22 protein-coding genes and 1 pseudogene are annotated in these 24,166 nt (G+C 56.5%); 12 read left to right on the forward strand and 11 right to left on the reverse strand.

What is annotated here, in order from left to right; genetic code table 11:
- Nucleotides 1-570: 570 nt before the first annotated feature.
- A pseudogene (locus C8N30_RS19580) lies at nt 571-1,383 on the forward strand (integrase core domain-containing protein); the annotation flags it as partial.
- An 833-nt stretch (nt 1,384-2,216) separates the two neighbouring features.
- Here the strand turns inward: C8N30_RS19580 and C8N30_RS09365 are convergent.
- From C8N30_RS09365 to rbfA, 7 genes are all read right to left on the reverse strand, one after another.
- Nucleotides 2,217-2,630 carry a hypothetical protein gene (locus C8N30_RS09365; RefSeq protein WP_025064248.1) on the reverse strand — a complete coding sequence of 138 codons (414 nt, stop codon included), beginning with the start codon at nt 2,628-2,630 and terminating at the stop codon, nt 2,217-2,219.
- 733 nt (nt 2,631-3,363) lie between these two features.
- The gene (gene rpsO, locus C8N30_RS09370) at nt 3,364-3,633 is read right to left on the reverse strand and encodes a 30S ribosomal protein S15 (RefSeq protein WP_025064249.1); all 270 of its coding nucleotides are present in this window, start codon (nt 3,631-3,633) and stop codon (nt 3,364-3,366) included.
- A gap of 165 nt (nt 3,634-3,798) precedes the next feature.
- A complete protein-coding gene (locus C8N30_RS19795) occupies nt 3,799-4,863 on the reverse strand; it encodes a calcium-binding protein (RefSeq protein ID WP_025064250.1) in 1,065 nt (354 codons plus the stop codon).
- A 115-nt stretch (nt 4,864-4,978) separates the two neighbouring features.
- Nucleotides 4,979-5,494 carry a DUF1643 domain-containing protein gene (locus tag C8N30_RS09380; RefSeq protein ID WP_025064251.1) on the reverse strand — a complete coding sequence of 172 codons (516 nt, stop codon included), beginning with the start codon at nt 5,492-5,494 and terminating at the stop codon, nt 4,979-4,981.
- Between the two features lie 7 nt (nt 5,495-5,501).
- Nucleotides 5,502-6,425: a tRNA pseudouridine(55) synthase TruB gene (gene truB, locus C8N30_RS09385; RefSeq protein WP_025064252.1), complete on the reverse strand. Its 924-nt coding sequence runs from the start codon at nt 6,423-6,425 to the stop codon at nt 5,502-5,504.
- Nucleotides 6,426-6,516: 91 nt separating this feature from the next.
- Entirely contained in the window at nt 6,517-7,305 is a 789-nt protein-coding gene (locus tag C8N30_RS09390) for a phosphodiester glycosidase family protein (RefSeq protein ID WP_025064253.1), read from the reverse strand.
- A complete protein-coding gene (gene rbfA / locus C8N30_RS09395) occupies nt 7,302-7,724 on the reverse strand; it encodes a 30S ribosome-binding factor RbfA (RefSeq protein ID WP_025064254.1) in 423 nt (140 codons plus the stop codon). Before rbfA ends, C8N30_RS09390 begins: the two co-directional genes overlap by 4 nt.
- Nucleotides 7,725-7,808: 84 nt before the next feature.
- Between rbfA and dapB the strand changes: the two genes are divergently transcribed.
- The gene (gene dapB, locus C8N30_RS09400) at nt 7,809-8,624 is read left to right on the forward strand and encodes a 4-hydroxy-tetrahydrodipicolinate reductase (protein WP_025064255.1); all 816 of its coding nucleotides are present in this window, start codon (nt 7,809-7,811) and stop codon (nt 8,622-8,624) included.
- 105 nt (nt 8,625-8,729) lie between these two features.
- On the forward strand, nt 8,730-9,086 hold the full coding sequence (locus C8N30_RS09405) for a hypothetical protein (RefSeq protein ID WP_025064256.1): 357 nt from the start codon (nt 8,730-8,732) through the stop codon (nt 9,084-9,086).
- An 82-nt stretch (nt 9,087-9,168) separates the two neighbouring features.
- Here the strand turns inward: C8N30_RS09405 and C8N30_RS19595 are convergent, their stop codons facing one another.
- A complete protein-coding gene (locus tag C8N30_RS19595; RefSeq protein WP_051567310.1) occupies nt 9,169-9,309 on the reverse strand; it encodes a DUF1674 domain-containing protein in 141 nt (46 codons plus the stop codon).
- 188 nt (nt 9,310-9,497) lie between these two features.
- Between C8N30_RS19595 and C8N30_RS09415 the strand changes: the two genes are divergently transcribed.
- The 7 genes from C8N30_RS09415 to C8N30_RS09445 all read left to right on the forward strand — a co-directional run bounded on the left by C8N30_RS09415 (nt 9,498) and on the right by C8N30_RS09445 (nt 18,293).
- Nucleotides 9,498-10,769 carry an RsmB/NOP family class I SAM-dependent RNA methyltransferase gene (locus C8N30_RS09415; RefSeq protein WP_025064258.1) on the forward strand — a complete coding sequence of 424 codons (1,272 nt, stop codon included), beginning with the start codon at nt 9,498-9,500 and terminating at the stop codon, nt 10,767-10,769.
- Between the two features lie 291 nt (nt 10,770-11,060).
- Nucleotides 11,061-12,830: a heparinase II/III family protein gene (locus C8N30_RS09420; RefSeq protein WP_025064259.1), complete on the forward strand. Its 1,770-nt coding sequence runs from the start codon at nt 11,061-11,063 to the stop codon at nt 12,828-12,830.
- Between the two features lie 20 nt (nt 12,831-12,850).
- Complete coding sequence (gene purH / locus C8N30_RS09425) at nt 12,851-14,437, forward strand: bifunctional phosphoribosylaminoimidazolecarboxamide formyltransferase/IMP cyclohydrolase (protein ID WP_025064260.1); 1,587 nt, start codon at nt 12,851-12,853, stop codon at nt 14,435-14,437.
- Nucleotides 14,438-14,458: 21 nt separating this feature from the next.
- Nucleotides 14,459-14,983 (forward strand): signal peptidase II, encoded by a 525-nt coding sequence (gene lspA, locus C8N30_RS09430; protein WP_025064261.1) that lies wholly within the window; start codon nt 14,459-14,461, stop codon nt 14,981-14,983.
- Nucleotides 14,984-15,036: 53 nt separating this feature from the next.
- Nucleotides 15,037-15,540, forward strand: a complete 504-nt coding sequence (locus tag C8N30_RS09435) for a DUF3035 domain-containing protein (RefSeq protein ID WP_025064262.1) — start codon at nt 15,037-15,039, stop codon at nt 15,538-15,540.
- 132 nt (nt 15,541-15,672) lie between these two features.
- The gene (locus C8N30_RS09440) at nt 15,673-16,986 is read left to right on the forward strand and encodes a M16 family metallopeptidase (protein WP_037968633.1); all 1,314 of its coding nucleotides are present in this window, start codon (nt 15,673-15,675) and stop codon (nt 16,984-16,986) included.
- The gene (locus C8N30_RS09445) at nt 16,986-18,293 is read left to right on the forward strand and encodes a M16 family metallopeptidase (RefSeq protein WP_037968635.1); all 1,308 of its coding nucleotides are present in this window, start codon (nt 16,986-16,988) and stop codon (nt 18,291-18,293) included. Before C8N30_RS09440 ends, C8N30_RS09445 begins: the two co-directional genes overlap by 1 nt.
- 64 nt (nt 18,294-18,357) lie before the next feature.
- Here the strand turns inward: C8N30_RS09445 and C8N30_RS09450 are convergent, their stop codons facing one another.
- From C8N30_RS09450 to uraH, 3 genes are all read right to left on the reverse strand, one after another.
- On the reverse strand, nt 18,358-20,694 hold the full coding sequence (locus tag C8N30_RS09450) for an aldehyde dehydrogenase family protein (protein WP_025064265.1): 2,337 nt from the start codon (nt 20,692-20,694) through the stop codon (nt 18,358-18,360).
- Between the two features lie 16 nt (nt 20,695-20,710).
- The gene (gene deoC / locus C8N30_RS09455; RefSeq protein WP_025064266.1) at nt 20,711-21,712 is read right to left on the reverse strand and encodes a deoxyribose-phosphate aldolase; all 1,002 of its coding nucleotides are present in this window, start codon (nt 21,710-21,712) and stop codon (nt 20,711-20,713) included.
- A gap of 76 nt (nt 21,713-21,788) precedes the next feature.
- Nucleotides 21,789-22,148: a hydroxyisourate hydrolase gene (gene uraH / locus C8N30_RS09460; RefSeq protein WP_025064267.1), complete on the reverse strand. Its 360-nt coding sequence runs from the start codon at nt 22,146-22,148 to the stop codon at nt 21,789-21,791.
- A gap of 289 nt (nt 22,149-22,437) precedes the next feature.
- Here uraH and C8N30_RS09465 point away from each other — a divergent pair, with 289 nt between their 5' ends.
- Together C8N30_RS09465 and C8N30_RS09470 are read left to right on the forward strand one after the other, a co-directional pair.
- On the forward strand, nt 22,438-23,028 hold the full coding sequence (locus C8N30_RS09465; protein WP_025064268.1) for a rhodanese-like domain-containing protein: 591 nt from the start codon (nt 22,438-22,440) through the stop codon (nt 23,026-23,028).
- A 5-nt stretch (nt 23,029-23,033) separates the two neighbouring features.
- Nucleotides 23,034-24,089: a LysM peptidoglycan-binding domain-containing protein gene (locus C8N30_RS09470; protein WP_025064269.1), complete on the forward strand. Its 1,056-nt coding sequence runs from the start codon at nt 23,034-23,036 to the stop codon at nt 24,087-24,089.
- Nucleotides 24,090-24,166 lie beyond the last annotated feature (77 nt).

Consider the following 24,166-nt stretch of genomic DNA (forward strand, 5'->3'; position numbering starts at 1 on the left):
TTTTGGCAGGATAAGAATTACGCCTTGCAGTCGATATGACTACCGCTTGAAGCATTTTCAGTTTCAACATCATGCCACTGAACGCCGGAGAATGCGGACCCACACGGTTGAGTGGAGCACTCGCCAAACTTTTCGCAGAGGGGCAAATGGTGTTCTTTTGACCTAAGGCGAGTGGTATCTTTGTTAGCTTCAGTCATGCGTCGAACGGACTCTGACAGAAGTGCCTAGGATATGCCTTTACTCTGATATGCAGGATCGACGGCCACTGACAAACTCCCAATATTTGGGGCAGCAGAATAATGCCTGACGAGATCTTTGAAATTTATCAAGGCTCGCAGCTTCGTCGCCATTGTAGGCCAGTGTTTCCATTCCAAGGCATCGTTTCGCATCTGATGGTCATGCATCCCGAAATTTTTGATTGCTTATTCACCTGCCCCCGCCAACCTTTCCTCATTTTGATGTAGAGTTTGCTCCGCCTTTGAAGGAGCAAAAAATGCGACAGAGCCGTTTTGCCGAAGCCCAGATTATTCACTGTCGGCAGGATATTGCGTAGCAATGCAAGAGAGGCGCGTTGATCCAAACACTGTTCTGCGTGATCATCCGCCGGACAATCCTGAAGTTCGCGAAGAGGTACAGGCGATTGCCAGCAAGCGCCATTGCCTTGGCTATCGCCGAATTAGCATGCCGCTGGAACGCATTGGAACGATCAGGAGCCATAATCAGCTATATCGGCTTTATACCGAGAAAAAGCTGGGGGTCAGACGGCGACGCGGCCGCAAACGAGCGCGGGGGGGGGAGGCGAACGCCAATGCACGTGGATTTGCAGCGTGGCGAATGTTGGGTACTGAATTTTTGCGTTCGACACATTTGGTGCCTCCCGTAAAGTCCACATGCTCGCTGTGAATGGCGCCTGCTGCCGAGGGAATCTGTGCCTGATTACCTTTACCGGCATCTCGGGCGCTCGGTTTGCCCGTGAATTGGCCGCACTGGTGTGCGTCTACGGAAAGCCTGACTGTTATGTTAGTGAGAATGGGACCGAGTTTACCAGTGGCGCGATCCTGAAGTGGGCCGGAGAGAACGACATGAACTGGCACTATATGGAGCCTGAGAAACTACAGCAGAGTGGCTTCATTGAAAGCTCCAATGGCAGCCTTGGAGGCCAACTGCTGACTTCGAGACGTTACTGACGCCAGAGGGAAATTGGCGCTCTGGCGATACAATTACAACAATGGCAGACCGGACTCCTCATTGGAGAACCAAACACCCGCTGAAGCGCGTCGAGCGCGTGAGCAATTTGAGGGGCCTGCCTGCGATGCGTTTGCTCAAACTGGTGAAAGCTCACTGAAAAATCATAAAGGTCTAAAACCGCTCCCGAGCCGCTGACGAACTTTTCAACAGCATCGGCGAATTCTGTTGAAAAACCTTTGTTGATTCAGGGAGCTACAACTGCTTCGATTTGCTGGTGAATGTGCGTCTATTGGCGATAATAGGACTTACGTTAGAAGCGCAAGGCGCACTGTTCTAAAAGCTTTCCGCCGACGATTATATGTCTCAGGATCACCTGCTGCGCGCGATAGACCGACTGGTTGATCGCAAGATCGCGGCATACAGCCCGTTGACTGATAAAGCGGGCCGCACAAACGGGACCTAGCGCAAAACTCAATTCCAATGGGACGGCGGGAACGACAAACTTGACTGTTTATAAAGCCAGTCACTCGAGCAGTTTCGCCGGAGTTATTCTGATCTTAACCGACGCTTGGAAGGCAAACGCATCACCAAATATCGGCCTTGAAGCTGACGTGCCAAGCTTGCCCAATCCAAAGTCAAATGCTGCCTCAATGCCGACTATCCCTTCATCCCGCATGTGAGAACACGATGACGCCCGCTAGGTCGAGCGCGACATCGCCAAAAACCAAGCGCTACGCAATCGCGATGGGTCTCTGGAAGAAAGTAGAGGTGCACTTGCACACCTCAAACGCATCCTCGGGCTGGGGCGGCTCTGATTACGCGGCCCATGCGGTGAAAATGACGAATTTATTCCCGCCGCACCAGCCTGAAACTCCTGCGAATTTGCAAAAATCTTTCCTGCGCCGCAGCAAATGCAAAAAGCCCGCTTACAACGGCGTTCGTGTACTGAAAAATGATGCTGCTTTGGCGCCGGCAACAACGTGCTTTTCAATAGAACCAGCTCAAAGCTGCCATCCGCCGCATTGCCGCTATTTTGCAGCTAAGGCTTGGTGGGATTTTTCTAGCGCCTCGACCAGACCGCTCAGAAACCCGTCTGCGGTCACATCGATTAACGCTTTGCCTTCTTCGTCCTGCAACGTGAACGGCTGTGGCTCTATCTTCTCCAATTCCCGCAAACTCTTTCCGCCGCCGTGTTTCAGCACGTTCGCCGCGAGGTAGTAGTGGTAGACCGTCTGCGCGAGGTCGATATGGCCTTCTGCTGCCAGCTTGTTGCGCAGCTTTACAAAGAACGGACCGCGGGCAAAGTTGTGCTGCAAGCGGGCCTCGAAGGCCGAAACGGTCTCAATCACCATCGCTTCGATCTCGGCAACGGCTGGTTCGGTACTATCGGCGAGAGCCCGAGCGTTGTCGAGAAGTCGGGCGACGTCTGGAGTGTCGGTCATGGCATGGTCCTTTGAAAATCGTTCACGCCATAACTTGGCTTTTGAGGTCTCTTACGCGTTTACGCCTAGAAAGTAATCCTCGCATTTGCTCTCATTCTTGTCGAAGAGGTTCGGAGTTTCGTCAAAATATTGCTGCGTCTGCGGGCGGCAGTTCCGGTATTCGAAGCAGTAACAGCGATAGGACGTGGTCCTCCCAGTATCTCGGAGCCGACCGTCAGTAGAAAACCACAGGGCGGCATACTGCCTTATTGGCGCTCTGTGTGATAGTCGGTGGTGGTAGTTTCCAAGGGGTGATCGATGCAGGTCAACTGGTCCGCATGCACGCAACGCCTATTCAACAATTGTGCAGAACTATAAAGCAGTTCGCTCGCGCGGCTGATCGCTTTTTGCGGACGGGAGACCCCATTTGACACCCATGTCATTGTTCTCGCGCGCTGTCTTTTCAAGCGCAGGCTCTGCTGGTGGGAGGTGGCAGCCATCCATGGCCCAGAATCACTTGTTTGAGGGGGCACTCGTGCCGGCTGTTCATGACTATATTTGATATTGGGGAGCCCGAAAATTGCGTGATCTGTCAAAAAAATTGAGTTTGTTTAGCAAGGGGCACAGTTAAGTCAGCCTTCCCACAAAGAATGGGTGCGCAGATAACGCTTGCCTCCAAATCACGCGCGGGCAACGAAAAAGGCCGCACCCCGAAGAGAGAGCGGCCTTTCTAAACCTCGGGTTTAAGCGCTGCTTAGCGGCGCAGGCCCAGACGTTTGATCAGGTCTTGGTAGCGTGCATCATCCTTGGACTTTACGTAGTCCAGAAGTTTGCGGCGCGTTGCGACCATTTTCAACAGACCACGGCGGCCGTGGTTGTCTTTTTTGTGCGTTTTAAAGTGCTCTGTCAGTGTCGCAATGCGTGAGCTGAGCACAGCAACTTGCACTTCTGGGGAACCGGTATCGCCTTCTTTGGCGCCGAATTCGCTCATGATGCGTGTTTTTTCTTCCTTCGTAATCGACATCGGGGTCTCCTTGTCAAAAGGGTTAATCGGGATGGCACAGGCCGGGATGTCGTCCAGCGCAGGCCCATGGAGGAATCGCAGGTATACCCTACAATCCGGCGCGTATAGGCGGGTTGAGGGATGTTGGCAAAGGCTTATTTCAGCGGGTCAATCCGGTTTTCATGGTCAGGCGGCTGTGAGATCAAGCTGTGTTGCAGAACTCAGGGGAACAAGGGCGATGTCGCCAGGCAAGATATCTGTGCCGTTCACTGCTGCAATCACCGTACCATCGATCAAAATAAGCGTCTGGTCGAAACGGTCCGGATCAATTTGGAGCGTCAGTTCAGGCTCGGCCGCTCCCGCCTCGCTGTCGTCCCATACCAGTAGCAAACTATCATCATCTGCTACGTAGTCCATAATCTGCGCGGCTTCACCATGAGCGAGCCAGTCGCCCAGCACAATTTCGTCTGCACCTTCACCGGCTGTCACAATATCAGCGGAACCAGCGATGATTGTATCATCCCCCCCGCCGCCATTTAAAAAATCGCCCTCGTCATCGTCGCCGCCCGCGCCGTTGCGTGTCACACCGCTGAGCACGTCGTTGCCCCAGCCGCCAAACAGAACGTCGGCGCCTGCGCCACCGATCAGCGTATCGTTATCAAGACCGCCTGAAAGGGTATCATCGCCGCTTCCTCCGTCGAGCATATCGCTTCCGGCAGAGCCCTGAAGCGCGTCATTGCCCCTATCCCCAAACAGGGTATCGTCGTCATTGTGGCCTATCAACACATCATCCTGATCGCCGCCGTAAATTAAATCCCTGCCATCGTCGCCGTGCAGTGTATCGTTTCCAGAATCGCCACCCAGAAGATCGTCGTCGTCATCGCCACGCAATTCGTCATTGCCGTCACCGCCCGACAGCGTGTCGGCACCGTCCTGACCGCTGGCGCGGTCGTTGCCATCGGTACCGTCAAACAGATCATCGTAATTAGTGCCCTGAATGAGAGTGACACTATCGGCAGCAATGGAGTTCAGAGGAGGCAGTAACGCCGCATCATCACCGCCACGCGGGTCATAATCATCTTCAAAATTAGACTGCATATTTTGGTTTGGGGCATCTTCCAGATCGAAGGTTTCAACCTCGGGGCTAGAGGCATCTACAAACTCATCTTCGCCGCTTTCATTTGCTTGGGGATCTATAAAAGAGACAGCACCCACCGCCATCAGCCCCATTAATCCCGCCAGCCATAACATAGTGCGTGTTCCAGTTTTATAGAGGCATCTGCCCTTTGGTATATGTGCAGATTTACCCCACTACGTCAAAAGACTATGGTGAAGACGGTTAACAATATGTGACGGACACGTCGGTTTATGCTCCGGTGGTCCAGACACAGGGCTGGGCGCTGTAGGGCAGATAAAGCGGATGCCGCGGGTGCCCCTCTTTTGTGAGGCCCAGATGATGAAGGATGTGCCCGTTTGCACGCAGGCTGGCGGCCACACTCGGCCCGCGGTCGCGGTGCGCGCCGTGAACGCCCCATGCAGCAATGATGACATCCCCCCATGCCGCTGCATCTTCAAGCGCTGACGCATTATCGGGGCCTATCGGATTTTCGGCCGCCTTCATGTCCCGCGGATCGGTGGCGCGTAGCGCAAAAATATTTACGGCTCGGAAGCCGCCAAATCCCAGACGTCGGGTGCGCTGTTCGCAGCGGTGGATCGTCGGGTCGTTCTGGATCTCTGTCGCGGTAGAGGGGTTGAGCATCACGAACACTAACCGCCGCTCACGGGCTTCCCACACTCGGGTGAGGCTGTAGCGGAAGACCTCGCAATCGGAATAGACCGCCATTGAGGGCGCATCGCCCTTTGTGTGGCTTCGGGTAATCACACGCGCATTAATTTCCGTTGATATCGGAAGGGTTGAACACACGGGAGGGGTGTAGTTCGCCCGATTTATAAATGCCTACGGCGACTGCCGTGCCTTCATGAACAGCCCAGCATTCATCTCCGTATTCAACATCCTTCGCGAACACCATGCCGGGATTTCCGTTGCGCAGTCTGGTGGCACCCTCGCTGCTGGCGGTAACTTGTGGCAAATCCTGCAGGCCCATTTCCAGTGGCCCGAGATAGTCGTCCAAAGCTGGAGTCTTTGCCATTTCCTCTACTTGCGCCAACGTTATGGCATTAGCGATGTCAAACGGACCTGACCATGTGCGGCGCAGCTCCCTGACGTGACCTTTACAGCCCAGAACCTCACCCAGGTCGCGGGCAATGGAGCGGACATAACCGCCCTTGCCACAGACCATTTCCAGGGTGACGTGGTCTGCATCGGGACGCTCGAGCATGATGAGACTCTCAACATAAAGTGGCCTGGCAGCGATCTCCATCGTCTCACCGTCGCGCGCGCGCTTATAGGCCCGCTCGCCGTCGATTTTCACGGCCGAGAATTGCGGTGGCACCTGTCCTATATCACCGACAAAAGCGTGAAGCGCCTCTTTGATGGTGGCATCGTCGGGGCGCAGGTCCGAGGTGGCGATAATCTCGCCTTCCAGATCATCGGTGTTGGTGGCGGCGCCCAAGCGAACCGTAAAGACATAGGCCTTTAGCGCGTCGGTGATGAAGGGCACGGTTTTTGTGGCCTCCCCCAGCGCAATTGCCAAAACGCCTGTGGCATCCGGATCAAGAGTGCCCGCATGACCGGCCTTGCGGGCATCAAAAGCCCAGCGGACTTTATTGACCACAGTCGTAGATGTGGGGCCCGCAGGTTTATCGATCACCACCCAACCGGAAATATCGCGCCCTTTGCGTCTGCGTGCCATGTGCTGTCCTTGGTCTGTCAGAATTTAAGAAGTAGTGCGCGCCGTTTTGCAGATTGCGGGCGCGGGTGCAACGGGGGCACTTGACGCTGACCTACTCCTCGTAAGGATCGTCAAGCGGCAGCGGCAGCGGCGGAGGTTGTTGGCCCTCGACCACGCCAATGATCGGCCCGAGGGCGCCAAAGCCGATGTCGTTCCGATTCAGCTCTGGTGCGCGCAGCCGCGATACATTCCCATCGAAGTAGAGGGCGTTCTTCAGGCCCAGATGATCACGAAACAAGCTGCCAAAGGTATGAAAGGTCACAGGACTGTTCGAGATAACAAAACTAGCGATAGTGCCATCCTCACTGGTGCCAACTCCGTTCCGGACGTATTTCGAGGTTGCATCAACCAAGAAGCGCGGGTGGAGCTCGCCGTCGATCACGAGCATCGGGCCGGACTGGGTAGCGCTCCCGCAGTCGGGTTTTTCCTCGACATAGCGCAGGGTTTCAAACACATCGGCGCGCCGGTCGCGCAGGCACAGAATACCGTTTGGCAGCAGGCCGAAATTGCCCGGGCCTGCGTTTGTGACCACATCCTGAATCATCCCGCCGTCCTCGATATAAAGGCCGACAGGAGAGCGATCACTGTGATACATACCTGCATTCGCAGCAAAGCCGAGCGCAAAACCTTGCTCCTCAAGCGCGGCATTCAGGGTGCTGAAATAACCGTAGGGGCGTGTTCCACTCTCGTCATAAAGAAACAGGCGCAGAACTTGTTGCGTCAAATCTACATCGCAGACGATATACCCGACATCTTTGTACATTTCCTCGCGGCAGGTTTGAGCGAGTGCAGGATGAGCGACAAACCAGACCGCAGCACAAAATGCTGCGTTGCGGATCACGCTTCGTCCGCCTCGTCATCGTCGGGTGCATCCGCATCGCGGCGCACGCGGTCTTGTGCCAGCATTCGCCGTGTCTCGTCCATCTGGTCGAAGGTGCGGTCGAGTTGGAACCGCAGCTCGGGCGAGAATTTCAGCGTCAGCTTTTTCGCAACAAGCTTGCGCAGCTCGTATTTGTTGCGCTCTAGCAGCGCAAGGACCTCGTCCTGACCTATGCCGCCCAAGGGCAATACATAGGCGGTCGCGACCTTGAGATCGTTGGAAGTGCGCACTTCGCCCACGGTGATGGACATGCGGTTGAGATCGGGATCATGCACGTCGCCACGCGCCAGCACATCGCTGAGGGCGCGGCGAATGGTTTCTGCCACGCGCAGCTGGCGCTGGTTGGGGCCGGTGCTTTCATGAGATTTGTTTTGAGCCATGGGGACCGTCTAAGCGGTCTGAACTTCTTTGCCAAGCGGGTGTGCGCAGGCTACACCCCTCAAGAGTAGATAAAGGAACGTAACATGACACAGACAGCCGGGATCACAATTACGGGCGTTTCGGGCCGGATGGGTCAAATGCTCGTGCAGCAGGTAGCGGAGCATGCGCAGACCCTTCTGGTAGGCGCTGTCGAACGGTCGGGCCATGACTGGGTGGGTCAGGATCTGGGGGTTGCCATGGGTGGGCCTGCGAACGGCGTGATCGTTACCGATGATGCAGCGCAGGCCATGCGTGATGCGCAAGCCGTGATCGATTTTACTGCGCCTGCTGCGACCTTGGGGTTCGCGGCGATGGCGGCAGAAGCGGGCATTGTGCATGTCATCGGTACAACTGGCATGACGGAGCAGGAAATCGCACAGCTTAAAACCCCTGCGGAGCGGGCGATTATCGTCCGTGCGGGTAACATGAGCCTCGGCGTGAATTTGCTCACGCTACTGACGCGCAAGGTTGCGGCGGCGCTGGACGCTGATTTCGATATCGAAATTATAGAATCGCATCACAACCGGAAGGTCGACGCACCTTCGGGCACTGCGCTTATGCTGGGGGAGGCCGCGGCCGAGGGGCGCGGCGTGACATTGGCAGAGGTGAGCGATTCGGGTCGGGACGGCATGACAGGCGCACGCAAACGGGGAGACATCGGTTTTTCTGCGATTCGCGGCGGCGATATTGTGGGGGAGCATGACGTTATGTTCGCCGGCGCAGGCGAGCGGATTATCCTTCGTCACATCGCCTCTGATCGCGCGCTCTTTGCGCGGGGCGCACTCAGGGCAGCGCTTTGGGGACAGGGACGCAGTCCCGGTGAATATGATATGCTGGATGTACTAGGGTTGGGTGACTGACGGAATTATTGCTCTAGCATCGTACGACAAAAAGTATCGCAGCAAATGAAACCAAACAGTCATTTGCTTCGGATATGTTTCAACTGACCTCGAAGGAGAGATCTGATGAAACCGTTGCTATCCATACTCGCTGCCCTTGCGTTTATTGCTGCCACTCCGGCGGTGGCGGAATTGGCGAAGATCGAAACAGCGTCCGAATTCAAAACCTTGATCGGTGGCAAAACACTTACCAGACCGCTTATAAAAATGGCTGTGAGCACGGGCGGTGCAATTGAGGGGCAAGGTGCGGCATGGCCCATATCGGGCAGCTGGACTTGGAAAGACGGCTTTTTTTGCCGTAGCCTTGAATGGGGTGGCGACGACTTGGGGTACAACTGCATGGAAGTGAAGGCTTCCGGCAGCAAAATCCGTTTCACAGCAGACCAAGGTGCGGGCGATAGCGCCGATTTTTCGCTGCGCTAACACCGTCCTGTCCGAACAAAGTGGATCATTTTCGATTCTGGAGTTTCCAAAGGAAGCTTCAGACACATCTCATATGGTGATCTTAAAAATCGATCGCTATGCCTTTTTTCTCCCAGTCGCCGTACCGCACCGCTTCCGGCCCATCACGTCCGCCGATTTCCGGTGGTAGGTCAATTTGATGTGCTTTTGCGCGCCGCTCTGCGGCCTCCGCCAATGCCCGCATTGCAGCAGGCGGCAGGTCCGGCCCGGGCTCAGGCGTGGGCGGGATGGGAGCATCGGGAATAGGTGGTTCTTTAGGTGTGGGATCTTTTGCCATGGGATGTTCCTTTCTCAACTCTCTCTTGATATACGTCGTCCCTTGCCCCAGACAACCTCAGACACCTGCAAGACCGTATTCAGAAAGCTAACACAATGTCAGACACCGGCGTATCGGCCCGTAAATCCGCTGTTTTCCTGCTCGACCAGATATTGGGAGAAGGAAAGTTGATGTCTGAACTTCTTGGCGCTGGCGTGCTGGACCGATTGCCTCCTGAGGACCGCGCCCGTGCCCAGCGTCTTGCTCAGGATACGCTGCGCGGGATGGAACGGGCAGACCGGATTTTGCAAAAGCACCTAAATAAATACCCGCCACTGACAGTGCGTAATGCGCTGCGCGTCGGCACACTTGAGCTTTGTACGGGCGGTGCGGCGCACGGCGTGGTAAATGCGATGGTTTCGGTCGTCGCGGCGGACAAGCATCTGAGTCACCTCAAAGGGCTGACCAATGCCGTGCTGCGCAAGGTTGCCGCCGAGGGCGAGGAGGCATGGACAGAGCGCCGCGCGCCGCGCCTGCCCAAGTGGTTGCGCGGGCCGCTGGTAGAGGCATGGGGATCCGAGGCAATAGCCGCAATTGAAACAGCCCATTTCAAAGGAGCCCCGCTCGATCTGACGGCCAAGGGCGATGCTGCGGAGTTGGCAACGCGTTTAGGGGGCACATTATTGCCAACAGGCTCAGTCCGGTTGCACGATGGTGGGCAGGTGTCTGCCATGGAAGGTTTTGCCGAGGGTGACTGGTGGGTACAGGATGCCGCCGCTGCACTGCCCGCGCTCATTCTGAATGCACAACCAGGCGAGGTCGTGCTGGATCTGTGCGCCGCGCCGGGCGGTAAAACAATGCAGCTTGCCACAACAGGCGCCGAAGTGCGCGCCGTGGACGACAATCATTCGCGGATGCAGCGGGTAAAGGAAAACCTTGCGCGCACGGGACTGACGGCACGAACCTTCATCAAGGACGCACGCCAGTTTCAAGGCGAGTTTGACGCTATCCTCCTCGACGCGCCTTGCTCTGCTACGGGCACAATCCGGCGCCATCCTGATTTGCCCCACGCCAAGGATGGCTCGGACTTTGGCGCATTGATCCAGTTGCAGGAGGAATTGCTGGATCACGCGTGGACCTTGCTCAAGCCCGGAGGGCGGATGGTGTTTTGCACCTGTAGTCTGCTGCCTGACGAGGGCGAGGTGCAGATCGACGAGGCACTCGAGCGGCACGGTGACATGACTGTGGACCGGGATGCGCTCGGCATTGCTGGAATTGACCCCGCGTGGATCTCCTCCGAAGGGGGCCTGCGCCTGCGCCCGGATTTCTGGGTGGAGCATGGCGGAATGGACGGATTTTACATCGTCTGTTTGCGTAAATCAGCCTAAAGAGTTTCCGCATTGCCCTCTAGGCAAGATCAGCGATTTTCGGACCAAGAATGTTGCATGACTTTCCTATCCCTGGGTTCGGTGTCTAGTCTTCGCGGAGGGTTAAATGCTGCGAGGTTCAATCACTAAGTCCAATTCACAGCCCCTGACATCATGGGCAGTCGGCATATTCTGCAGGCGTATGGGTGTTGAAATACACACCTGAGCGAAAAGAGGCCTGAAAAGCGGTGACTCAGAAGTTATGGCGCGCTAGATTGTGGTAAACGCCACTAGAGCGTATAGGCAGGGCACATGATCCAATTTCCCCAGTTAAACGCGCAGCGCACGCGGCTATTGAACAGGTTACATGCGCGCATGGCGGGTCGTGCGCAGGGGCAGGTGCGGGGTTTTGTCTCTTCTCCCGAGCCGCGCACAATCGGATCGTTTGCCCGGGGGCGGCAACTCGCAGCGGGTAATTTCCTGTTTGCTGGCAGCTTGATCACCGCGCCGCAGCGTACACCATGGGAGATTGAGGCGCCTGATTCCGCCTTTGCCGAGGCCCTGCACGGGTTTGCTTGGCTTGATGATCTGGCGGCGGTGGGTGATCAGATCTCACGCCGTGCTGCGCAAAAATGGCTGTGGCAGTGGATTTCACTTTATGGCACCGGGCGCGGGGTTGGCTGGTCGCCGGACCTTACGGGGCGTCGGTTGATCCGGTGGATCAATCATGCGTTGTTCATGCTTCATGGTAGTGGGCAGAACGCGCCCGACAGCGAAGCATTTTACCGCTCGCTGACCCAGCAGACCCGCTTTTTGTCCAAACGCTGGCATGCCGCCGCCCCCGGTCTTGCGCGGTTCGAGGCACTGACGGGACTTATCTATGCAGGCCTCTCGCTGGAAGGTTTGGAGAGTCTCGCCGATCCCGCGATCAGGGCGTTGGCGCGGGAATGTGAATCCCAGATTGATGCGCAAGGGGGGCTGCCGACGCGCAATCCCGAAGAGTTGCTGGATGTATTTACCTTACTGACATGGGCGGCGGCGGCACTGTCGGATGCGGGTCGCGGCACGCCCAAGGCTCATTTGGATGCAATCGAGCGGATCGCACCAACTCTGCGGACCCTGCGCCATGCCGATGGGGGACTGGCGCGGTTTCATGGCGGCGGTCGCGGAGCCGAAGGGTGGCTTGACCATGCCCTCGCCTCGTCAGGGGTGCGCAGCATGCAGCCCACCGGATTGTCTATGGGATATGCCCGTCTGTCCGCAGGGCGGACCAGTTTGATCGTGGACGCGAGTCCCCCTCCGGGTGGATCGGCCTCCGCGAATGCCCATGCTTCGACATTGGCATTCGAGCTTACCTCGGGACGCAGGCCCCTTATCGTGAATTGTGGGTCTGGGTCATCCTTTGGCATTGATTGGCGCCGGGCGGGGCGGGCAACGCCGTCGCATTCCACCCTCAGCCTTGGCGGTTACTCCAGTGCGCGGCTCGATACGCCTGACCGCCGAACGGGAATCGAGGCCCTCATTGACGGGCCGACCCACGTGCCGGTCGAAATCACACAGTTGAATGACGGTTTGAAGTTTCAGGGTGGCCACAACGGTTATGTACTCACCCACGGTCTCACTCATGCACGCACGCTTGAGCTGACGTACGATGGGCGTGCTGTGGCCGGAGAAGATATGCTGCTGGCGATGGAAGATGTAGAAAAGCGCCGCTTTGATAGGGCATTAGACCGGACCCAACTCAAAGGATTGCGGTTCGAGGTGCGGTTCCATCTTCATCCAGAGGTCGACGCCACCATCGATCTGGGTGGAGCGGCGGTTTCCATGGCCCTGAAATCTGGCGAAATCTGGGTTTTCCGTCATGACGGGACTACGGCGCTCACGCTCGAGGCAGGCGCATATCTTGAGACAACGCGTCTCAAACCGCGTGGGTCGAGCCAGATTGTTTTGACGGGCCGTGCGATAAATCCGGCCACCCGCGTGCGGTGGTCCTTGTCCAAAGCGCAGGAAACTGCGATTGGCGTGCGTGATTTGGAACGGGATGACCCGTACCTCGACACCGGTTTTGAAATCGAAGACTAATTAAAAAAGGAGCCCCTGCCATGGCTGATCTCTATCCCGTAAAACGTGCACTTCTCTCTGTTTCCGATAAAACGGGGCTGGTGCAGTTTGGACGTGCGCTCGCTGCGCAGGGGGTCGAGTTGCTGTCGACTGGTGGCACTGCAAAGGCGCTGCGCGAGGCGGGGCTTGAGGTGAAGGACGTGGCCGAAGTGACAGGCTTCCCTGAGATGATGGATGGTCGTGTCAAGACGCTACACCCCGTTGTTCACGGTGGATTGCTAGCGCTGCGTGATGATGCAGGTCACGTCGCCTCAATGGAGGAGCACGGGATCGGCGGCATCGATCTTGTTGTGGTGAACCTCTATCCATTTGAAGAGACTGTCGCGAAAGGCGCGGAATACGCAGAGGTAATCGAGAATATCGACATCGGCGGTCCTGCGATGATCCGCTCTGCGGCGAAGAACCACGGATTTGTGAGTGTGATTGTCGATGTTGAGGATTACGCCCCTTATATCGCCGAACTTGAGGCAAATGCGGGCCAGACTACCTATGCGATGCGCCAACGTTTGGCCCAGACCGCTTATGCCCGCACGGCAGCCTATGACACCGCGGTAAGTACTTGGATGGCAAATGCAGTTGGTGGTACGCCGCGCCGTCGCACGTTTGGCGGCACCCTGACGCAGACACTACGCTATGGTGAAAATCCGCATCAGTCTGCGGCCTTTTACAGTGACGGGTCCAGCCGTGCTGGCGTGGCAACAGCGAAGCAGCATCAGGGCAAAGAGCTTAGCTATAACAATATCAACGATACCGACGCCGCATTCGAGCTGGTGTCGGAGTTCGATCCGTCGAATGGCCCTGCGGTAGCGATTATCAAACATGCCAATCCTTGTGGTGTGGCAACGGGAAAGACGATGGCCGAGGCTTATGCGCGCGCATTCGACTGTGACCGTACATCTGCATTTGGCGGCATTATCGCGCTGAACCAGACGCTGGATGTGGAAACAGCCGAGGCGATTAGCGGTATATTCACCGAGGTTGTAATCGCACCTGATGCAGATCCGGAGGCGATCAAGATTTTCGCCGCAAAAAAGAACCTGCGTTTGCTGACGACGGGCGGGCTGGCTGACCCCACAGCGGCGCGCCTCGCGCCGCGTCAGGTGTCCGGTGGGTGGCTCGTTCAGGACCGGGATGTAGGTCGGATTACGATGGGCGATTTGAAGGTTGTGACAAAGCGTCAGCCAACCGAGCAAGAAATGAAAGATATGATGTTCGCCTGGACCGTGGCGAAGCATGTGAAATCCAACGCAATTATTTACGTCAAAGATGGTGCCACTGTAGGCGTCGGCGCAGGCCAGATGAGCCGCGTTGACAGCACGCGGATTGCAGCCCGCAAAGCGGTGGATATGGCCGAAGTCATGGGTCTGTCCGCGCCGCTGACGCAGGGATCGGTCGTGGCCTCTGACGCGTTCTTTCCTTTCGCCGACGGTCTTGTGACTGCGGCAGAAGCGGGGGCGACCGCGCTTATCCAACCCGGTGGTTCGATGCGCGATGATGAAGTGATTGCGGCAGCCGATGAAGCCGGGTTGGCAATGGTGTTTACCGGAATGCGTCACTTCCGGCATTAAGTTAACGAAGGGGCATGGTTTATGCGGATGATTTTCTGGGCGGGCTTTGCAGCTTTTTCCATCGACCAGATCAGCAAGTACTTGGTGATCCACATGATGGAGCTCGCTCGCATCCGCAGCATTGACGTGCTGCCGCCTCTCGTGAATTTCCGCTACGGAGAGAACCGCGGCATCAATTTCGGCCTGTTCGGCGGCGGATCAGAGCTCAGCCGCTGGTTTTTGATTATTCTTGCGATCGTTATTTGCACTGCTGTGATCTTGTGGGCGCGGAAAAATGTGCACACCCGCACCGCACAAATCAGCGCGGGTCTTTTGGTCGGTGGGGCGCTGGCGAATGTAGTGGACCGTCTGATTTATGGCTATGTCCTTGATTTCCTGAATATGTCTTGCTGTGGCATCGTTAATCCGTTTGTCTTTAACATCGCGGATATTTTTATATTTGCGGGTGCGCTGGGCCTCATTTTCTTTACTGATGATACGCCCAAAGGCCCAACCAAAGTCAGCAGGAAAAGGCAGCATAAGACGCCAGCGAAAAAAGTCGGGTGACATTATACCTTTGCCTGCGATATTGAGGGGCAACGGCGATCTGGAGGCCTTTGATGCGTAAATTTGCTCTTTTGTTTGTACTGCCTGCATTGGTTGCGGGTTGTGCGAATGTCGGCCTGCGTGATTTGCAGAGTAATTCCAAAGGGCCGGACGAGTTTGGCATCGAGCCCGTAGCGAGCTTGCAAGCCCCCGCCAGCTATAGTGAATTGCCGACCCCGACACCGGGCGGTGCAAACCTCGCGTCTAGATCCGCTTTGGCTGAAGGGACGCAAGCTTTTGGCGGGACGGTAAGTGATCCGAATGGCCCGATTCCTGCCAGCGATGGCGCTTTGGTACAACATGCAAGCCGTCTGGGCGTAAGTGCGGGTATCCGCGAAACGCTTGCGCAGACCGATGCAGATTTCCGTCGCCGCAAAGCGCGCTTGACTCAGTTCCGCATTGTGCCTGTTGATCGTTATAATCAGGCATACCGTCGCGAAGCGCTCGATGCGCGTGCTGAGCAGAACAGATGGCGCAACGCCGGCGCGCGTACGCCTTCCGCTCCGCCAGCTAACTGAATAAGCATTACAATTATGTGATCTTGCTCTGCACAGCTTGAACAGTTGTGCAGGTGACGTACTTTTACAGTGCGCGTTCAAGTCTGATCGAAAAGGACCCCCCTTATGTTGCGATACGCCCGAAACGTCTTGATGGCGTCCCTGATGCTGCCCGTTGCCGCAATGGCAGAGACGACCGGAAAGGTGACCGATTTCACCCTCGAAAATGGTATGCAGGTTGTGGTGGTCGAAGATCACCGCGCGCCCGTGGTGCAACATATGTTGTGGTACCGTGCGGGATCGGCCGACGAGCCTAAAGGCTCTTCCGGAGTAGCGCATTTTCTTGAACACCTCCTGTTTAAAGCGACGGACAAGATGGAAGCGGGCGAGCTTTCAAAGACGGTTGCAGCCAATGGCGGGCGCGACAATGCCTTTACCAGCTATGATTACACCGCATATTTTCAGCGGGTCGCGGCAGACCGCCTTGAATTGATGATGAGCATGGAAGCGGACCGCATGAAGAACATCCGCCTCACGCCCGAAAACATTGCGACAGAGCGGGACGTCATCATCGAGGAGCGTAACCAGCGCACCGAGAACAACCCCCAAGCGCTTTTTAGCGAGCAGATGGACGCCGCTCAGTATCTTAACCACCGCTATGGCACGCCGATCATCGGGTGGATGCACGAGATGGAAGAGCTAGACCTCGAAGATGCTTTGGGATTCTACGAGCTGTATTACTCGCCCAACAACACCGTGCTGGTGGTGTCCGGTGATGTCACGCCCGACGAAGTCCGCAGCATGGCCGAAAAGCATTATGGTCCAATCCCGCTGAACCCCGATCTGCCCGGGCGGTTGCGCACTGAAGAGCCCCGCCAGAACGCCGAGCGCCGCGTGATTTTCCGCGATGCACGTGTGGCACAGCCCTATGTTTCGCGCAGTTATCTTGTGCCCGAGCGCGATAGCGGCGCGCAGGAGACTGCGGCTGCCCTGACTATTCTCGCTGATATTTTAGGGGGTGGAACGACCTCTCACTTCACCGAAAAGCTCCAATTCGATACGCAGGTCAGCACCTATACTGCTGCGTGGTATTCAGGCATTTCGCTTGATGATACCACATTTACGATGATCATTGTCCCCTCCGAGGGGGTGAGCCTTCAAGACGGCGAGGCGGCCCTTGATAAGGCATTTGCTGAATTCATGGACACTGGTGTTGATGCAGAGCAATTGGAGCGGATCAAGCTTCAGATCCGCGCATCCGAAATCTATGCGCAGGACAATGTGGACGGTATTGCCAATCGCTATGGCCGCGCTCTGACCTCCGGTCTCACGGTGGAGGATGTCGCCGCATGGCCCGACATCCTTGATGCTGTGACGGCCGATGACATCATGGAAGCAGCACAGCTGCTGCGCCGCGAAGCATCAGTGACAGGCTGGTTGCTGCGCCCTGAAGGAGAAAACAAATGATCCGTTTTGCCACTGCACTGTTTCTGGGCGCAACTGCGGCACTTCCTGCCCGCGCAGAAATTGATATTACGACTGTTGCCTCGCCCGGGGGCATCGAGGCATGGCTCGTCGAGGAACATTCGCTGCCGTTCATCGCCCTTGAAATAGCATTCACGGGCGGCACTGCGCTTGATGTAGAGGGTAAGCGCGGCGCGATCAATTTGATGACGGCCCTGCTTGAAGAGGGTTCAGGAGGGTTGGATGCCCGTGGCTTTGCCCGTGCAAAAGAAGAACTTGCGAGCAGCTTCAGCTTCAGCTCGGATTCCGAGCAGGTGTCGATTTCGGCGCGGTTCCTAACCGAGAATTTTGACGCCTCCGTTGCCCTGCTGCGTGATGCGATCAAAAATCCGCGTTTCGAGGATGCAGATGTCGAGCGGGTACGCGCACAAGTGGTGGCAGGTCTTTCCTACGCCGAAAAGGATCCCGGTGATATTGCGGCCAAGGCGTTCGCATCTATGGCCTACGGCAACCACCCCTACGGGACCGAAGATTCCGGCACTGTCGAGAGTGTCGCCGCTCTTTCCCGTGATGATCTGGTCGAGGCGCACCGCAATGTCCTCGTTCGTGACAATCTTTTGGTGGGTGCTGTTGGTGATATCACGCCCGAGCAGCTTGGTACATTGATGGATACTTTGCTGGGTGATTTGCCTCAGTCCGGACCGATGTTTCCGCCAGAAGTGGAGCCGCTGATTAAGGGCGGTGTGACGGTCATTGAATTCGACACTCCCCAATCGGTGGCCCTGTTCGGACAGCGTGGTATCAGTTTAGACAATGAAGATTATTTCGCCGCTGTTTTGCTTAACCATATCATTGGAGGCGGCTCGTTCGAGAGCAGATTGATGCAGGAGGTGCGTGAGAAACGCGGTCTGACTTATGGCGTCAGCAGCTATCTTTACTCACGAGATCTTGCAAACGCGATAATGGGGTCGGTCAGCTCGTCAAATGACCGGATCGCGGAAGCAATTGATGTGATAAAAGATCAATGGCAACAGGCCTCCGAGAGCGGCGTGACCGAACAAGAGTTGAACGACGCGAAAACCTATATGACTGGCGCATACCCTCTGCGCTTTGATGGCAATAGCACGATTGCAGGCATTCTCGTCGGGATGCAGCTTATCGGGTTGGATCCCGAATACGTCAAAACCCGCAACGAAAAGATTGAGCGCGTGACGCTGGAAGATGTGCAACGCGTCGCAGGGAAGCTGCTTGATCCGGACAACCTTCACTTCACCGTAGTAGGTAAGCCCGTAGGCCTCTTGCCTGAATAATCTGCTACACTCTGCGCCCTGTGAAACGGCGCAGAGTGTAATTTATAAAGGGAACAGCGGCAGGTTATTCGCCGTAAGGCACCCAGATGTTTTTGACCTGAGTGGCATGAGACAGGAATGTTTTGGCGTCTGGCGCGAACCAGTCCTGCGCGATCCCATTTTGAACCCATGTGCGTTTGAGATTAGCAGCTGACTCATGCTCGATCACTGTATCGAGTGTAGGGGCCGAAAAGCTCCAGACAGCGTTGATATCCATATGGCGGGCCATCGTGTCCGCTACGTCCGCGTGTGGACCCGTGAGGATGTTGACGACGCCCGCAGGGATGTCAGATGTTTCGAGAATTTGCACGAAATCTGTCGCAGCAAGGGGGAAAGCCTCGGATGCGCTTAGGATGACAGAGTTTCCCATCGCGATGGCGGGTGCCATTATTGCGATCAGGCCTAAAAGCGGGGCCTCGGACGGGCACAGCGCTGCGATCACGCCAACGGATTCTTTCATGGCAAGGGCGACACCGCGTATCGGGACGCCGTGAATCTGACCATCGTATTTGTCGGCCCACGCCGCATAGGTGAACAGGCATTTCACGGCAGCTTCGACTTCTTTCGCACCGGATTTTCCGCCCTGCATCTGGTCGAGGCGCTGCGCGAATTCGCTGGCGCGGGCGGCGAGGTTTTCAGCGGCATAATACAGAATTTGCGCACGCAGGTGTCCAGTGGTTCTGCTCCAGCCTTTGGCTGCTTGCGCGGACTCAACGGCATTGCGAACATCCTTTCGCGATGCTGTGGGAACATGGCCTAAAAGCGCGCCGTTTTTTGCATAGATTGCGGTGGAGTAGCCGCTGTCAGGACGGGTTTGCTTGCCGCCGATATAAAGCTTGGCTGTTCGGTCAATGCCGTCTTGTGGCGCGCCAATTCCTGTCATCGCAGCGGTTGTCTTTAGGGCTTTGCCCTGTTTGATCGGCTTAGTGTACCCTTGCAGGCCTTCCCATCCGCCTTCACGGCCAAAGCCGCTCATCCGCACACCGCCGAACCCGGCGGCGGCATCCATCATATTTGTGCCGTTAATCCAAACGATCCCCGCTGCCAGCTTTGGGGCGATATCGAGTGCCAGATTGATGTTTTCGCTCCAGACCGTCGCCGCGAGGCCATACCGTGTGTTGTTCGCGATATTAGCTGCCTCTTCCGGCGTGCGGAAAGTGGTAGCGACGAGAACAGGCCCAAAAATCTCCTCCTGCATCAATGTGTCGGCGGGATGCAAGCCAGTGATAAGTGTAGGGGGGTAAAAGCTGCCTCCTTGGGGCATTTTGCTGTCTGCAATATAGGTGGTGCCTGCGGTATTGGCGGCAACCATTGCAGTGATAGCATCGAGCTGCTTGGGGTTTACGATCGCGCCTACATCAATACTTTTATCGAGAGGTGACCCGATGCGAAGTTTGTCCATGCGGGCGCGAAGCTTGGCATAAAACAGATCCGCGATCGGTTCATGCACTAGCAAACGGGAACCGGCACAACAGACCTGTCCCTGATTGAACCATATCGCATCGACAAGCCCCTCCACCGCTGAATCGATGTCGGCATCGTCGAAGACGATATAGGGAGATTTACCCCCCAGCTCCAGCGATAGCGCTTTACCGCTTCCTGCTGTCGCCTCGCGGATGCGGCGACCAACTGCAGTGGACCCCGTGAAGGCAATTTTGTCTACCTCTGCCGCAACAATCATTTCACCTACTGCGCCGTCGCCGGTCACAATGTTGACGACGCCCTTTGGCACGCCGGCCTGTTTGCAAATATCGGCAAACAGCAGCGCTGTTAGCGAGGTATATTCAGCAGGCTTGAGAACAACCGTGTTGCCCATGGCTAGCGCTGGCGCGACTTTCCACGCCAGCATCAGCAAAGGGAAGTTCCACGGAATGATCTGCCCACAAACACCAAGGGCTGCGGCATGAGGCAGTTCGGTGCCCATCAGTTGCGCCATACCTGCGTGGTAATAGAAGTGGCGTTGGGCCAACGGGATATCAATGTCGCGGGCTTCACGGATCGGCTTACCGTTATCAAGGCTCTCCACGACTGCAAAGAGGCGGCTGTGTTTTTGCAGCAATCGCGCAAGCGCATAGAGGACGCGCGCTCGGGCATGGCCGCCTGCAGCTTCCCACTTGGGCTGTGCACGACGAGCCGCCTTTACGGCGGCATCAACATCGGCCTGCGTCCCTTGGGTCAGATCGGCGAGGGTCTCGCCCGTGGCGGGATCGCAGCTGGGGAATACCTCGCCCACTGGTGTCATTGTTCCGTCAATAAAATGGCCAAAACGGCCCCCCTGATCGACAATCCATGCCAGTGCTTCGGAGGCGTTCTCGGGGGCGGTGCCATAGTCCATGGTCGCGAATATTTCGGATACGGTCATGTGTGTCGCTCTCGGTTTAGGATGTGGGGTGGCGGTAGGTGGCGGAGTAGTTTCCGGTCACGTGATGTTCCAGCTGACGCTCGATATCATTGAGCAGCGAAGAAGCCCCGAACCGAAACAGATCGGGCTGGAGCCAGCGATCGCCCAACTCCTCCTTCATTAGCGCCAGATAGGTGATTGCGTCCTTTGCCTTGGAGATACCGCCTGCCGGTTTGTAGCCGACGCGAAAGCCGGTGCGGTCGTAGTAATCGCGGATAGCGCGAATCATTACTAGGGTTACGGGCAGGGTCGCATTTACGCTTTCCTTACCGGTGGAGGTTTTGATGAAATCGGCCCCGGCCATCATGCATACAATGCTGGCGCGGGCGACATTACGCAGGCTGCCCAGCTCGCCTGTGGCAAGGATCGCCTTGACGTGCGCATCACCGCACGCCACACGAAAGGCACGCATTTCATCATAAAGCGCTTGCCAGTTCCCCTCCAGTACATGGCGGCGGGATATAACGATATCAATCTCGGCGGCACCTGCAGCGACTGACTGCTCGATCTCGGCGATCCGCAGCGGCAGGGGGGACAGGCCTGCGGGGAAGCCGGTGGAAACGGCTGCGACGGGAATCCCGCTGCCTTGCAGCGCCTCGAGGGCAGGAGCGATCATTTCGTGATAAACACACACGGCGCCGACTGTAATTGCAGGCATGCCGAGGGTATCCAGAACCGATTCAGCAACAGGCTGGCGTGCTTTGGCGCACAACCGGCCTACACGGCGCGCTGTATCATCGCCGGACAGGGTCGTGAGGTCGATGCAGGTGACTGCCTTGAGCAGCCAAGCTGCCTGATAGGCTTTTTTGACTGACCTTCGCGCAGGCAGGGATGCCGCGCGTCTCTCGATCGCGGACGTATTAGCCTGCGCGCCAAGAACCCAGTTCAGATCAAGCGGCATGCCAGCATTACGCGGCTCTGTCACTTGCGGCAGCTGTGCGATGTGGTGATCAGTGACGGAATAGGTATCGATGGACATAACCTGCCCCTTTCGGAAAATTACCTTTTCAAAATGGCATGCCGACCCAACCCCTTGCAAGGAGCGTGGCGCAAGGTCAACTGCCGCGATAAGTGGAATAGCCGAACGGCGACAGAAGCAGTGGCACATGATAGTGCGCGTCTACCTCAGAGATACCAAAACGGATTGGAATTTCATCAAGGAAACGAGGCGCCTCGGGCGGTATTCCAATGGCATCGAGATAGGCGCCTGCCTCGAACACCAACTCGTAGGTTCCGGTGCGAAACGCTTCTTTCGGCAGAATGGGACTGTCGGTGCGGCCGTCTCCGTTTGTACGCATTTGCGCACATTGCTGCCGCTGCCCTTCCTCGATCCTGTAGAGCGTGATCTGCAGATTTGCTGCAGGTCGGCCCAATGCGGTGTCGAGAACATGTGTGGTCAAAAAACCGTCAGGCATAAGAGGGCTCCAGTTAATTTAAAAACCGCATGGTTATTGTCCCCTTTTCTTAACCGAATTGGCTGTAGTGTACAGGAATTCAGCGAAAGGATGGGCATTTCCCCGGTAGCAGTTTCGCGGGAGCAGGTAATGCAACATATCCCTGCTTGCGTGGTTTTTTACTTTGACGTGTGATTCGCTCTCGGACTATATCTGGGACGAGTATGGTCGGATTACCGTTTTTGTTGCAGCGCAAACTATATATGGTGTCCGGCGTCTGGGGGACTGCATGAAATTAAGAGGGGCCGTGATGGCCGCTGCGCTTATGGTGCAGGGGGTGGCCGGACAAGCGCAAGATCACGCAGCTTCTGCGCAGGCAGTGTTCACCTTTGCAGGACAAAGCGTATCAATTTCCCCGCGTGCCGCTGATGCGGCGAAATACGCAGGCAGGTTTGCGATGCTGGCACCGTCTTGTGATCCTTTTTGTATTGCCCCCAGCAATGCTGCCGATGGCATCGAGACATTGGTCGAAGGGCAGGTTCTTGAATTTCTGGTGACTGCCGTCGCTGCGAATACAGGATTGCTGGTGGATGCGCGTATGCCGCAGGGCCGCGCACTGGGGTTTATCCCCGGTTCGGTCAGCATGCCGTTCGAGACGCTGGCCCCCGAAAACGAGTTTCGTGATGAGATCCTGAAAGCGCTTGGTGCGCGTGCCTTTCAGGATGTGTTTAACTTCGCCGACGCGCAGAACCTTGTCATATTTGATAGCGGCCCGACCCAAAATGATGCAGGCGTGCTGATCGCCCATCTTCTTGAGGCAGGCTACCCCCCCGATAAAATCCGGTATTACCGTGGTGGCATGCAGGTGTGGTCCGTTGTCGGTCTGACAGTTCAGGAATAATAACTGTGAAAACCCGCAAACCAAAAATTTCGTTTAATGCTACGCCAAATGTGCCAGCGCCCGATGCACAGGATTATGCGGCGGCTGCTACGCAGACATATTCCGCAGCTGGCGATACTTGGCCAGCGCCTGCCTACCCTTCTGCTTCGTCAACATCCGGTCTAGGCGCCTACGGGCAGCCACCCCATAGCGAAAAAGGGTTTTTCGTGCGTAACAGGCGACTTGGTGGAATGGCAGCGATGGTCGGTTTGACACTTGTTCTGGGATTTGGGGCGGTGTTTTGGACGCCCTTCGGTGACGAAGAGGCCGGTCGGCAAATGGCGGAAAGCACCGCTTTTGAAGCCAGCGCAGATGCCGACGATACCGCAACACGTGCAATTGCCGTTGACTTGACCAATGTGAGTGCGGCAGTCGCGCAGCCTTCTGAAGCTAGGGGAGCGGCGTCTGGTCTGACGGCGGCTGTATTGGCCAGTTTGACAGCTAATGGTACGACGTCCGCGCAGCAGAGTGGCAGCACAAGAGAACCCGGCAATGACGCGCTGGAAGTTCTAAGTCGGAACAAAATACGCCTGTTACATGAGGCGGTTCTGGCTGGTCAGTATGACATCGAAACCTATCAACAAAACGGAGTAACGAGAGTCAGGCTGCGCGCTGGCGATACATCACTCGCCAATCCCTATGCCACTGTGTCCCTGAAAAAGACGATGCGGGCGGGCGAGGCCGAGTTCGCAAATTCACTGATGACCCCCGAAGGGGATATCGACGTGGATACGATGATGTTCAACTTGGTCCAGACGTCGCTTTATGCCGAGCAAACCGCACGGGCAACACAAGCGGCGAACGGCATGTCGCGTAAGATTTTTGCAGCCTCGTCCGCGCGCACTGACACGCTGAACAATAGACGCTTTTATAGTGTTCAGGCGGGTGACAGCCTTGCCTACATCTCTTTGCAATTCTTTGGAGACCCCGCCGCCTATGTGCGTATCCTCGCGGCCAACCAAAGTACTCTACAATCGCCCGACATGATCCAGATAGGCCAGCGGCTCCTCATACCCGGCTGAAAGAAAAATGAACAAGATGTCTCAGTGACATTCGGGCGAGCGGCGGGCTGGACAGCAATGTCCGGCCCGACTGTTTT

The organism is Sulfitobacter guttiformis (genome assembly GCF_003610455.1).
GTDB lineage: Bacteria > Pseudomonadota > Alphaproteobacteria > Rhodobacterales > Rhodobacteraceae > Sulfitobacter > Sulfitobacter guttiformis.

Coding starts and splice junctions, on each gene's coding strand:
- purH (WP_025064260.1), top strand. CDS start 12,851: ATGGCTGATCTCTATCCCGTAAAACGTGCACTTCTCTCTGTTTCCGAT.
- C8N30_RS09465 (WP_025064268.1), top strand. CDS start 22,438: ATGGCCGCTGCGCTTATGGTGCAGGGGGTGGCCGGACAAGCGCAAGAT.
- C8N30_RS09365 (WP_025064248.1), bottom strand. CDS start 2,630: ATGACCGACACTCCAGACGTCGCCCGACTTCTCGACAACGCTCGGGCT.
- deoC (WP_025064266.1), bottom strand. CDS start 21,712: ATGTCCATCGATACCTATTCCGTCACTGATCACCACATCGCACAGCTG.
- truB (WP_025064252.1), bottom strand. CDS start 6,425: ATGGCACGCAGACGCAAAGGGCGCGATATTTCCGGTTGGGTGGTGATC.
- C8N30_RS09420 (WP_025064259.1), top strand. CDS start 11,061: ATGATCCAATTTCCCCAGTTAAACGCGCAGCGCACGCGGCTATTGAAC.
- C8N30_RS09415 (WP_025064258.1), top strand. CDS start 9,498: ATGTCAGACACCGGCGTATCGGCCCGTAAATCCGCTGTTTTCCTGCTC.
- C8N30_RS09450 (WP_025064265.1), bottom strand. CDS start 20,694: ATGACCGTATCCGAAATATTCGCGACCATGGACTATGGCACCGCCCCC.
- rbfA (WP_025064254.1), bottom strand. CDS start 7,724: ATGGCTCAAAACAAATCTCATGAAAGCACCGGCCCCAACCAGCGCCAG.
- C8N30_RS19795 (WP_025064250.1), bottom strand. CDS start 4,863: ATGTTATGGCTGGCGGGATTAATGGGGCTGATGGCGGTGGGTGCTGTC.
- C8N30_RS09440 (WP_037968633.1), top strand. CDS start 15,673: ATGGCGTCCCTGATGCTGCCCGTTGCCGCAATGGCAGAGACGACCGGA.
- C8N30_RS19595 (WP_051567310.1), bottom strand. CDS start 9,309: ATGCGGGCATTGGCGGAGGCCGCAGAGCGGCGCGCAAAAGCACATCAA.
- uraH (WP_025064267.1), bottom strand. CDS start 22,148: ATGCCTGACGGTTTTTTGACCACACATGTTCTCGACACCGCATTGGGC.
- lspA (WP_025064261.1), top strand. CDS start 14,459: ATGCGGATGATTTTCTGGGCGGGCTTTGCAGCTTTTTCCATCGACCAG.
- C8N30_RS09435 (WP_025064262.1), top strand. CDS start 15,037: ATGCGTAAATTTGCTCTTTTGTTTGTACTGCCTGCATTGGTTGCGGGT.
- C8N30_RS09405 (WP_025064256.1), top strand. CDS start 8,730: ATGAAACCGTTGCTATCCATACTCGCTGCCCTTGCGTTTATTGCTGCC.
- dapB (WP_025064255.1), top strand. CDS start 7,809: ATGACACAGACAGCCGGGATCACAATTACGGGCGTTTCGGGCCGGATG.
- rpsO (WP_025064249.1), bottom strand. CDS start 3,633: ATGTCGATTACGAAGGAAGAAAAAACACGCATCATGAGCGAATTCGGC.